Annotated in this window: 11 protein-coding genes and 1 tRNA gene; 3 read left to right on the top strand and 9 right to left on the bottom strand. The window is 64.9% G+C overall.

What is annotated here, in order from left to right:
- Nucleotides 1-30: 30 nt before the first annotated feature.
- Nucleotides 31-594: an invasion associated locus B family protein gene (locus tag XI03_RS22945; protein ID WP_271593419.1), complete on the top strand. Its 564-nt coding sequence runs from the start codon at nt 31-33 to the stop codon at nt 592-594.
- Between the two features lie 208 nt (nt 595-802).
- On the opposite strand, the gene XI03_RS22940 is transcribed toward XI03_RS22945, so the two are convergent.
- From XI03_RS22940 to XI03_RS22900, 9 genes are all read right to left on the bottom strand, one after another.
- The gene (locus XI03_RS22940; protein WP_271593418.1) at nt 803-1165 is read right to left on the bottom strand and encodes a DUF1428 domain-containing protein; all 363 of its coding nucleotides are present in this window, start codon (nt 1163-1165) and stop codon (nt 803-805) included.
- A gap of 168 nt (nt 1166-1333) precedes the next feature.
- Nucleotides 1334-1407 (bottom strand) — tRNA-Gln (locus XI03_RS22935).
- 176 nt (nt 1408-1583) lie between these two features.
- The gene (locus XI03_RS22930; protein ID WP_271593417.1) at nt 1584-2627 is read right to left on the bottom strand and encodes an acyltransferase family protein; all 1044 of its coding nucleotides are present in this window, start codon (nt 2625-2627) and stop codon (nt 1584-1586) included.
- A 108-nt stretch (nt 2628-2735) separates the two neighbouring features.
- Nucleotides 2736-3707 (bottom strand): Bug family tripartite tricarboxylate transporter substrate binding protein, encoded by a 972-nt coding sequence (locus XI03_RS22925; RefSeq protein WP_038970931.1) that lies wholly within the window; start codon nt 3705-3707, stop codon nt 2736-2738.
- A 60-nt stretch (nt 3708-3767) separates the two neighbouring features.
- Nucleotides 3768-4898 carry an iron-containing alcohol dehydrogenase gene (locus tag XI03_RS22920; protein ID WP_271593416.1) on the bottom strand — a complete coding sequence of 377 codons (1131 nt, stop codon included), beginning with the start codon at nt 4896-4898 and terminating at the stop codon, nt 3768-3770.
- Nucleotides 4899-4911: 13 nt separating this feature from the next.
- Nucleotides 4912-5949: a 4-hydroxythreonine-4-phosphate dehydrogenase PdxA gene (pdxA, locus tag XI03_RS22915; RefSeq protein WP_028145182.1), complete on the bottom strand. Its 1038-nt coding sequence runs from the start codon at nt 5947-5949 to the stop codon at nt 4912-4914.
- Nucleotides 5946-7052, bottom strand: a complete 1107-nt coding sequence (locus tag XI03_RS22910; protein ID WP_271593496.1) for a four-carbon acid sugar kinase family protein — start codon at nt 7050-7052, stop codon at nt 5946-5948. Before XI03_RS22910 ends, pdxA begins: the two co-directional genes overlap by 4 nt.
- A 2-nt stretch (nt 7053-7054) precedes the next feature.
- A complete protein-coding gene (locus XI03_RS22905) occupies nt 7055-8494 on the bottom strand; it encodes an FAD-binding oxidoreductase (RefSeq protein WP_271593415.1) in 1440 nt (479 codons plus the stop codon).
- Between the two features lie 24 nt (nt 8495-8518).
- Nucleotides 8519-9439, bottom strand: a complete 921-nt coding sequence (locus XI03_RS22900; RefSeq protein ID WP_271593414.1) for a dihydrodipicolinate synthase family protein — start codon at nt 9437-9439, stop codon at nt 8519-8521.
- A gap of 104 nt (nt 9440-9543) precedes the next feature.
- On the opposite strand from XI03_RS22900, the gene XI03_RS22895 reads away from it, so the two are divergent.
- Complete coding sequence (locus XI03_RS22895; protein WP_240536292.1) at nt 9544-10395, top strand: IclR family transcriptional regulator; 852 nt, start codon at nt 9544-9546, stop codon at nt 10393-10395.
- A 132-nt stretch (nt 10396-10527) separates the two neighbouring features.
- Entirely contained in the window at nt 10528-11259 is a 732-nt protein-coding gene (locus XI03_RS22890; RefSeq protein WP_038970937.1) for a DUF3750 domain-containing protein, read from the top strand.
- The last annotated feature ends 40 nt before the right edge of the window (nt 11260-11299 follow it).

Here is an 11299-nt window from a genome sequence, read left to right as displayed (position 1 = left end):
GCCCCCGGTTCACGCCAACGCGGTTTCGCCATGCTCATGCAATCCAGACTTGTCGCCCTCGCCGCAGCTGTCCTGTTGCCCTTGGGCTCCGCGTATGCCCAACAGGCCAAGAAGAACGCCCCCGCTCCGGCGGCACAGCCCGCGCCGGCTCCGACGCAGCCACAGGCTGACGGCGCGCCGGCACAACAGCCCGGCTGGATCGTGCGTTGCACCAGCGTCAGCCGCGACGCGCCGCTCGAGTGCGCGATGGAGCAGAACGCGGTGCTGACCAAGACCGGCCAGACCATCGTCCTGATCAACATCCGCATCGCGCCCGACACCCGCACCCCGGTGGCGCTGCTGCAATTGCCGCTCGGCCTCAACCTTCCCATCGGCGCCAAGCTCCAGGTCGACGAGGGCAAGACGGTCGATTTGCAGATCCAGACCTGCGAGAACCGCGGCTGCTACGCCTCGGCGCCGATCGCGCCGGACCTGCTTGCCGCCTTGCGGTCGGGCAAGCAGCTCAAGGTCTCCTTCCAGAACATGGCCAAGGAGACGATCGCGATCCCGATGCCGCTGGGCGATTTCGCGGCCGCCTACGACAAGATCAAGTAAGGCGTTTCCCCGTTACTGCCGCGCCATCTGCGCGTTGCCGACGGCATCGCCGTCGAGCCGCTGGTCATTGTGCATGGTGACGGTGACGTGCAGCAGCCGTGTCGATCAGCAGCGTGTATTCGGTGATGGAGGCGCGGCTCGCCGGCTGCCCGCTGCTGCAGGCCGAAGTCGACCGCGCACCTCCGAGATAGGCTTTCGTCCCCGCCTGTCAGCCGATGACGTCGCTCGCCCTGAGCAAGGTCGTGAAGCCGCCATAGATCATGCGCTTGCCGTCGAACGGCATGCCCTCCATCTTCAGCCGCGGGTCCTCCATCACCTTCTTGTTGACGGCATCGCGGGTCTCCCGGTCGCGGTAGACGATCCAGGCGAACACCACGACCTCGTCCTCCTTCGCCATCACCGCGCGCGGAAACGAGGTGAGCTCGCCATAGGGGACATCGTCAGCGACGCATTCGACATAATCGAGCGCGCCGTGCTCCATCCAGAGCGCGCAGGCGGTCGTCGACAGCGTCTTGTAGGCCTCGATCTTGTCCTTCGGCACAGCCAGAACGAAACCATCGACATAGGGCATCAGGGATCTCCTTGAGTTGTGTGACCCAAGGACGATGCAGAGAACGGCGATCCGACCGGGGAAATGCGATTTCAGATGAGGCAAACGGTCGCGACCGGCGGCGCGGCCCGTGGACAGTCACCGTCACCGAGGGGCCTCGAGATCTTGACCTTTGGGCGTGCCTGGAACTGGCTGGGGAACCTGGATTCGAACCAAGACAAACAGAGTCAGAGTCTGTTGTGCTACCGTTACACCATTCCCCACCGAAGCGCCTGAAATCGCTAAGCTTTCTTCGGAAGTTCTGCGAGCGCGGCTGACAGTTTCGCAAATCAGCGGCTCGCAGGCCGCTCATATAGCCGCGCTGACCTTCGCGGTCCAGCCCCTCTGTGAACATCGTCGGCTTGTTCTCGCTGCGTTCGCACCGACAAGACCGACTGTCTCAACCCTTCCCGAAGGAATCCTGCGGCCCTCTGCGGTTGTAGAACAGCGACCGGCGCGCCCGATCGATCCATCGCTGCAGCGTGAACTCGAAGGCGAGCGCAACGACCGTGGATGCGAGCAGGATGCCCAGGGTTTGAAACAGAATTCGCCAATGGTTCACAATGTGCGGATTGGTCAGCGTGATCGGATCGAAGAACTGCAGATTGATCGCGATCTGGATGAAGAGAAAATGCGAGAGATAGACGCCATAGGAGGCGTCGCCCAACGCGGTCGACAGCGGTCCGTTGATTCTCGAGAAGAGCGTCGGAATCACGATGCAGGTTGCGATAACCAGCGGTACGCCCTGAACGATGCCCCCGTGATAGTCGACGTCGGCATAGACGTCGCCGAGGAGATAGAGGCAGTACAGGGCCGCGAGCCAGTAGCCCGCACGCGTCGACCATGTCAGGCGATCTCGCAACGAGAAGAGCACAACGCCGGTGCCGAAATAGCCGATCTGGCTGTAAAACGGGAAGTAAGCCCATTTCCATTCGTAGACGTGCAGAATGGTCATCTTGATCGCGAAGGCAGCGACCACCAACCCGGCGAGCCATTTTCTATTCAGGAGAAGCAAGGCAGGCAGCAGCGCGTAGAAGACGATCTCCGCACTGATCGACCAGGCCTGCGGAACCAGGAGATACGTGGTGCTGTGCATGGCCGAATAGAGATCGAGACCCAGCAGCGACAGGTTGATCACATAGGGCCGCTCATCCGTTCTGAGGGAATTGAAGATGCCGCTCTCGTTCGCCGGATTCCACAGATGTAGCGCGAACGTAGCTGCAAGGACAGCGAGGTAGAACGGATAAAGCCTCGCGAAGCGGCTGGCGAAGAATGCAGCAGGCCGTCCGGGATAGTGCCGCTCATAGGCGGCGGCCATGTAAAAGCCGCTGATGATGTAGAAGACTTCTACAGCGGCCAAACCTCCGATCGTCTGGTGAATGACGCCAAATTGGCAATGAAATCCAACGACGATCGCCGCCAGCAGAAAACGAACAGTCCCCATCAGCCCCGCACCCGTTGGCTGATGCGAACTTAGACCGGCGACCGGCGTTGAACAAGCGGCCGCCGTTCTCGGGCATGCGGCGGCCGGCTTCTCTCATCGCGTGCCGCCCTACTCCAGCTTGATGTTGGCGGCCTCGATCACCTTCTTCCAGCGCGCCGTCTCAGCGTTGATGTAGGCCGCGAACGGTTCGGAATCCACGGCGACAGCGGTGGCACCGAGCTCGGCCATCTTCTGCACCGTCTCCGGTTGCTGCATGAAGGCGCGGATCTCGGCCGAGAGCTTTTCGACGATCGGCTTGGGCGTGCCCGCGGGCACAATGAAACCGTGCCAGGCCACCGCCTCGAAGCCGGGCAGGAATTCGGCAACGGCCGGAGCTTCGGGATCGAAGGCGGCGCGCTTCGGCGTTGCCGTCGCGAGCAGCGCGAGCTGGCCGGTCTTCACCTGCGGCAGCAGCAGCGGAACGTTGTCGAAGGCGAGATCGATCTGGCCGCTGAGCAGGTCCGTCAGCATCTGGCTGGAGCCCTTGTAGGGCACGTGCACCATCTTGGTGCCGGTCATCTGCTGGAACAGCTCGCTGGCAAGATGCTGCGAGGTGCCGACACCGGCCGAGCCGAACGAGACCTTGTCCGGATTCGCCTTCAGATAGGCGATCAGCTCCGGCACGGTACGCGCCTTGATCTTGTTGGGATTGACGACGAGAACGTTGGGCACGACGCTGATCTGGGCGACAGGCACCAGGTCCTTGTCCGGCTGGTAGCTGAGCTTCGGCCCGTAGAGCGACGGGTTGATCGCAAGCGCGGACGTGCTCGCAAGGCCGAGCGTGATGCCATCCGGCGCCGATTTCGCCACCCGCGTCACGCCGAGGATCGAGCCGGCACCGCCGACATTCTCGACCACGAAGGGCTTGCCGAACTTCGCCTGCAAATGGTTGGAGACCATCCGCGCGAAGATGTCCGCGGTGCCGCCGGCGGCGAAGGGAACGACCACCGTCACCTGCTTGGACGGATAGCCGTCCTGCGCCTTTGCGGGTGAGGCCGCCAGCACCAAGGCTGAGGCAAGGACGAGCCAGATCGATCTCATAGACGTTTCCTCTGTTTTCCGTGTTGTTGATTGGCTGCCGCGTGCGTGCGGCGGAGACGGCTAGAACGCGATCTCGTACATGTTCAGGATCGCATCCCGGCCGAGGTCGCGCGGATTGTTGTCGAGCAGGCGGCGAATGGCGTGCGCCTCGTCGGCCATCACGCCGAGATCGTCCCGGGGCACGCCGAGCGCGGACAGCCGCATCTCGATGCCGAGATTCTTGCAGAACCCGTAGGTGGCGTCGAATGCGAGCTTTGGATCGCCCTTCTCCGGCAGTCCGAGCGCCTGGAGCACCGCGATCGTCTTCGCTTCCACCGCCGGCATGTTGAAGGCCAGCGTATGCGGGAAGATAACCGCGCAGGCGAGGCCATGCGCCACGTGGTGACGGGTGCCGAGCGGATACGCCACGGCGTGGCCGGCGGTCGTGTTCACCGGTCCCAGGCAATAGCCACCATAGAGCGAGGCGAGCGCCAGGCCCGCACGAGCCTCGCGGTCGCCGCCATCGGCCACCGCGCGCTCGAGATAGCGGCCGACCAGCCGCGCGCCTTCGAGCGCGTAGAGGTCGATCGTCGGATGCGCCTTGCGGCTGGTATAGGCCTCGACGCAATGCGCCAGCGCGTCGACCCCGGTTGCCGCGGTGACCTCTTTCGGCACGGTCATCGTCAGATCCGGATCGACGATGGCGATGTCGGCCAGCATGAAGCGGCTCTGCACTGCCTGCTTGTTCTGGCTGACGGGATCGGTCACGAGCGCGCGGGTGCCGGCCTCGCTGCCGGTGCCCGACGTCGTCGGAATCTGCATCAGCGCGACGCTGCGGCCGGCCACCTTCTCCGGCCCGACGATGTCGGCAAAGGGCACGTCGCTCGCGCACATCACCGCGACCAGCTTGGCGAGATCCATCGCGCTGCCGCCGCCGAAGCCGACCACGAGATCGGGGTTGACGTCCTTCGCCATCGCCACCGCCTTCTCGAGATTGGGCAGGTCGGGCTCGGGCTTGACGTCACCGAACACCTTCACCGCACCCGGCAGCGCCAGCATGTCGACGCGGCGTGCGTTGAACGGATCGGAGATCACCAGCGGCCGCCTGGCACCGATCCGCTCGGCGAAGCGCGCTGCCGCGCCGATCGTGCCGTTGCCGAACTCGAGGATGGTGGGACGCTGGATTTCAATGGGCGTGAAGGCGTTGGTCATCGTGCGTTCTAACTCATGATTTGGATGCAGAAACGCCAGCGGCGAGCCGCTCGGCATAGTCGATGGCTTCGATCAGGCTGTGTTCGTTGGCGATGCCCTGGCCGGCGATGTCGAAGGCTGTGCCGTGATCGACGGAGGTGCGGATGATCGGCAGGCCCAGCGTGATGTTGACGCCGGACAGCTCCTGCCAGCGGCCGGTTGCCGGATCGACCTGGAAGCCGAGCAGCTTGACCGGAATGTGCCCCTGGTCGTGATACATCGCGACCGCCGCATCGTACTGGCCGGCGCGCAGCTTGACGAAGATGGTATCGCCGGGCACGGGGCCGACGACGTCGAGACCGTCGGCGACGGCTTTTGCAATCGTCGGCGCGGACACGTCGATGTCCTGCCGGCCGAACAAGCCGCCCTCGCCGGCGTGTGGATTGAGCGCGGCAACCGCGATCTTCGGCTTGGCAATGCCGAGCCGCAGCAGGGCATCGTTGGTGAGGTCGATGACCATGCGCAGCCGCTCCGGCGTCAGACGCTTCGGCACGTCCTCGAGCGCCACATGGGTCGAGACATGGCTGACGCGCATGTTGCCATGGGCGAGCAGCATCACCGAGCCGCGCACGCCGGTGAGATGCGCCAGCATCTCGGTATGACCCGGGAAGTGATAGCCGGCCCTGTTGAGCGCTTCCTTGTTGAGCGGCGCCGTGACGATCGCCGCGGTCCGGCCCGCCTGCGTCAGCCGCACGCCCTGCTCGATCGCCTTGTAGGCAAAGCGGCCGCCATCAGCGCTGAGCACGCCCGGCTTGATCGGATCGCCCTCGATGTCGGCCTGGAGGAAGCAGAGGTTTGGCCAGTCGCGATCCTCGGCGCGCACTTCGGGAATCGCAATGCCGGCACCAAGTGCGGCTTTCGCGCCATCGAGCGCCGCGCCGCTGCCGATGATCAGCATCCGCAGATCGCCTTTCGCGATCCGGTCCTGCAGCCCGACGCAGGCCTTGACGATGATCTCCGGCCCGATCCCGGCGGGATCGCCCATGGTGATGGCTAGATGACGAGAGGTCATGTCGGACTCCCCTTGCTGAGCAAATGATTATCCCGAAGCAGGTCGCGCCACAGCTCGCTGGGGCCGAATGCACCGGACTTCGAGATGACATCGACGCCGGCCCAGCGGCCGCCTTGCAAGATCGAGCGCGGCAACCCCGGCACGATACGTCCTGTCACCTCGAGCGCATGCGCGCCAAGGGCAACGCATGCGGCCTTCAGGGTTTCCCCACCGGCAACAACCAGCGTGCCCGGCGGTTCGAGTGCCGCGATCAGCCCCGCCATCTCGTGCGCGATCCGCCGCGCCGCCTCGGCCCGCACCAAGCCGTCGGCGAGGGCGAATTTCACCAGCGCCACGCCCTCGTCGGCCAGCTTGCGCCGAACGCCCGCGTCGCCCTCCCCCTCGGCCAGCGCGATGGTGGCGTGACCACATGCAGCCAGCTGGGATGCGGTGGCAGCCTGGTCGGAGCCAAACAGCCCCAGCACCGGCCGCTTCAGTTGCGAGAACGCAGCGGCGCCTTGACCGCGGGCAAGCGCACCGGCCAAGCCGCCGCTCCCACACCACAACACGGGCCCCGGCATGCGCCGCGCCATTTCGACGACGCGATCGAGGTCGAGGTCGCTCTCGGCATCGAACACCTGAACGCCGCCTTGCGAGAGCGTGTCAGGCATGCCCTGGCGTGCCTCGATGCCGTCCTGCCGCAATTGATCCAGCAAATTGTTGCCGACCCTGTGCCAATCGCCATGCACGGTGCGGGCGAATTGCTGGCCACCGACGGTGCGGCGTCCCTGATAATCGAACGCCGGCGCGACCACGCAGGAGGTCCAATGGCCGCTGCGCAGACAGGCGCCAAGCTCAGCCGCCCACGCGCCCCGAAGGAGGCTATCGACCTTCTTGTAGGCGATCGTCCCGCCCTGAAGGTGGGGCGCCAGTCGCCCAACGATTTCTACGCTCTCGGCCTTCGAGCGCTCACGGGTGCCGCTATCGATCGCCAGGCTTCCGGACTCCAGCAGCGTAAACGGATCCGACCAGAGGACGTCGAACGGTCCGCACAGGCCGACGAACTCTGCCGCGGTGTCGAGCGCACCGGTGAGATCGTCGGCAAGCAGGCGGACGCTCGTCATGGTCATGCCGCTCCCGCACCAAAGATCTTGCCGGGATTCATCAGGCCCTTCGGATCGAGCAATCTCTTGATATCGCGCATCAGCTCGATGTCGAGGGGATCGGCGATACGGGCGAGCCGGCCGCGATTGGTGACGCCGATGCCGTGCTCGGCACTGATCGCACCGCCCTGCGCTGCGGTCTCGTCGTCGACGATCTCGTTGATTTCAGCCACCAGCGCAGCCGTCGCCGCCTGGTCCTGGCAACGCGCGCGGTCGATCAGGGCGATCACGTGGATGTTGCCGTCGCCGATATGGCCGTGCATCACGATCCGCGCGTGCGGTACCGCGGCGTTGATCCGGGCCTCGACATTGGTGACGAAAGCGGCCTGACGCTCCAGCGGAACGACACTGTCGTGCGAGACGACATAGCCGCTACGCTTGTTGCCTTCGGACACGCTGTGCCTGACAGCCCAGATCGCCTTCGCCTGCGCGAGGTTGACGGCCAGGATGACGTCCTCGGCAAGGCCGGCCTCCATCGCCTCCGCCAGCACCGTGGCGAGCGGCTCGTCGAGGTCGACGCCGGCGAGCGTGTCGGTCAGTTCGACGATCAGATACCACGGCGTAGTCAGCTCGAAGGGGATCGTGACATGTGGCACGGACTCTGCGATCGCCTCGATCTGCGCGCGCGACATGATCTCAAGGCTGCCGAGCCGGTCGCCGACCGCGCCGCGCAGGCGCTGCATGATCTCGAGCGCCTGCTCCACGCCCTGCAGTTTCAGCAGCGCCAGCGCCGAGCTGCGCGGCGGCGCGAACAGCTTCAACACCGCCGCGGTGATGATGCCGAGCGTGCCCTCTGCCCCGATGAACAGCTGCTTGAGCGCGTAGCCGGTATTGTCCTTGCGCAGTGCGCGCAGGCCGTTGAAGATTCGCCCGTCGGGCAACACGACCTCCAGCCCGAGCACGAGATCGCGCGTCGGACCGTAACGCAGCACCGCCGTGCCGCCGGCATTCGTCGAGATATTGCCGCCGATCTGGCAGGAGCCTTCGGCACCCAGGCTCAAGGGAAAGTAGCGATCGACGTCGCGCGCCGCGTTTTGCACCTCAGCGAGGATGCAGCCGGCTTCCACTGTGATCGTGTTCGCGAGTGGGCTGACGTCGCGGACGGCGCGCATCCGGTCGAGCCGGATCACCACATTGCCGGCCCGATCGTCCGGCGTCGCCGCCCCGCACATGCCGGTGTTGCCCCCCTGCGGCACGATCGCGAGCTGCCTTGCCGCACAGAATTTGACGACGGCGGCGACCTCGGCGGTGGAGCCGGGCTTCACCACCGCGACCGCGCGGCCGTGATAACGCCCGCGCCAGTCTACGACGTAGGCTTCCTGGTCAGCTCCGGACGCAATGACGTGCTTGTCGCCGACGATCGCGGCAAGCCCGGAGAGCGCTTCCTGGAAGGAGTCTGGCATCGGATCGCCTCGTCGTCGCGCCGCCTACAAAGCGACTGCGAATGCCGCAGCATTCGCGAGCAGCTCTTTCACCTGCTCCGGCGGCAAGCACTCCAGCGGCGGTCGCAGGCTCTGCCATCCCGCATGACCGGTGCGCTCTGCCACCAGTGTCTTCAGCGAGGCCATCTGCGGGAAGCGCGAGACCAGCTCGCGCGCTTTCACGATGCGCGCCTGCGCCGTCTTGAGCGCCGCGTCGTCGTCGCTATCGCGAAAATGCTTGTAGACATAAGCAAGGTCCCGCGCGACCAGATTGGAGGTCGCCGTGATGCAGCCGGCGCCGCCCTTGCGCAGCAGCGGCAGCAGCAGTGGATCGGCTCCGACCAGGACCGAAAAGCCGGGGAAACGCTCGACCATCGCGGTCATGTTCGCGAAGTCGCCGGAGGAATCCTTGATACCCACGAACGTCGCCGGATAAGCCGTTCGCAGCCGCTCGATCAGCGCATGCGAGATCGGCTGCGCCGACATCTGCGGGATGTGATAGAGCACGACCTTGAGCCTGGCATCGCCAATGCGCTGCACGATTTCGCTATAGGACGCGTAAACGCCGTCGTCCGTGACACCCTTATAATAAAACGGCGGCAGCATCACGACGGTGTCGACGCCGACTGAAAGCGCGTGGCGCGTCAGGGCGATGGTCTCGCTGAACGCGGCAACGCCGGTGCCCGGCAGAAGACGTTGCGGCGCGATGCCGGCAGCTACCACCGCCTCGAGCAGCGCCATGCGCTCCGCCGCGGAGAAGGAATTCGCCTCGCCCGTCGTGCCGAGCAGCGCGATGCCGTCGCAACCCTCATCGAGGAGATAGCGGCAATGCGCGATGAAGCGCGCATGATCGGGGGCGAGCTGGGCGTCGAGCGGAGTCAGCGCGGCCGAGAACACGCCATGAGGGTGCAGTGATGGTGTCGACAAACTTCCTCCAATCGTCAAATCTGTTGTTCGGAATGCGAACATTTGTTATTGGCTTGTACCAGTCGTAAAATCAGCTTGCCGCCGCGTCAAGGGCGGTGGCTGTCATGGCAAGGCATTCGAGCATGGCCAAGGTCGAAAAGAAGGCCACGAAGCGCAAATCGGAATCGTCCCCGAAAAATCCCAAAAATCATGTCGCGTCCGTCGGCAAGGCCTTTGCCGTGCTCAAGAGCTTCAGCAGCGAAGTCTTTGAGCTCACCCTGAGTGAGATTGCCGCACGGGCGGATCTCGATCGCGGAACGGCGTTCCGGCTGATCCAGACCCTGACCGAGCTCGGCTATCTGCAAGCCGTGCCGCAGAGCCGCCGGTTCCGCCTCGGCGTTGCCTGCCTCGACCTCGGCTACACCGTGCTGTCGCACGGATCGCTAAGGCCGATGGTCGAGCCGTTGCTGCGAGATCTCGTGCCCGATGTCGGCGATGCGGCTTCGCTCGGCATCCTCGACGGCGGTGACGTGGTCTATCTCGCGCGCGTCGGCGCGGGCCTCGACCGCCACAAGATGGATCGCCGGCCCGGCACGCGCATTCCCGCCTATAGCGCCGCGCTCGGTCATGTCATGCTGGCACATCTGGCGCGGGACGAGCAGATCGAGCGACTGGAATCGCGCCCTCGCGTCAAACTGTCGGAGCGGACGCTGACTGATCTCGATGCCCTGCTCGCCCGGCTCGATCAGGTGAAGAAGAAAGGCCACGCCGTCTCCGACGGCGAGAACGCCTACGGCCTGCGCACGCTGGCAACGCCGATCTTCGACGCCCAGGGCCTCGTGATCGGGGGATTGAGCATCACGGTCGATGCCATGCGCATGGACATGCCGACGTTCCGTGACCAGGCGCTGCCGCGGCTGATGGAGCTGACCGGCCAGGTGCAGGATCTCGCGATCAAGTCGGGATTGACGAGCTGAGCGATCTCTTCGCGGATGTCCCGTGCGACCTCACAGCTGACGATCTGCATTCGAAGATCATTGTGAAAAAGCTTTCGCGACCTATATCCTCGAGGCTTCCTTCCGAAACCCGATCTCGCCTTGCGAAGAGCCGTGCTCATTTTCTTCCTGCTCCTGTTCGTGCCGATCGGCCTATCGGCCGCGCGGTACTATTGGCTTGGAGATGGCCGCGGCAATTGGCAGACGGCTGACCGTTCCAGCGCAGGCCTGCTGCCGCCGGCTTCTTCCCATCCCGACGCCCTGATCCGGGTTTATGCGGCGCGAACGGTCCGGTGGCGAAGCATCTTCGCCGTCCACACCTGGATAGTCGTCAAGGAAAAGGATGCGACCAGCTACAGCCGATACGACTACACCGCGTGGGGCGAACCGATCCGGAGCAATGGCTTCGCCCCCGATGGAAGGTGGTTCGGCGCCCTGCCGGAAACCGTCGTCGCCGTAGATGGGTCGCGGGCCGAGCTCCTCATCCCCAGGATTCGGACCGTGATCGAGACCTACAAGTTTCGAACCTACGGCGACTACAGCGCCTGGCCGGGACCGAATTCAAACACCTTCGTTCAAGCCGCGCTCGATGCCGTGCCGGAACTTCGCGCGGTTCTGCCGCCGACCGCGATCGGCAAGGATTATCCCTATTCCGGGGAATGGATTGGGCTGACCGCCTCGCGCACCGGCTTCTATGCCTCGCTCTTCGGCTATCTCGGCCTGACCCTCGGATGGGTTGAAGGCCTCGAGGTCAACTTCTTCGGCGCCGTGCTCGGCCTCGACATCCGCCGGCCCGCCGTCAAGCTGCCGGGCATCGGCCGCCTCGGTGTTGCCGCCGGTCTGTAGAGCCGGCCGAGACGGCGATTGGCGATGTCTCGTCGCGATG

Source organism: Bradyrhizobium sp. CCBAU 65884 (assembly GCF_028128835.1).
GTDB classification, from domain to species: domain Bacteria; phylum Pseudomonadota; class Alphaproteobacteria; order Rhizobiales; family Xanthobacteraceae; genus Bradyrhizobium; species Bradyrhizobium ottawaense.
This window is presented reverse-complemented; position numbering and strand designations above follow the sequence as displayed.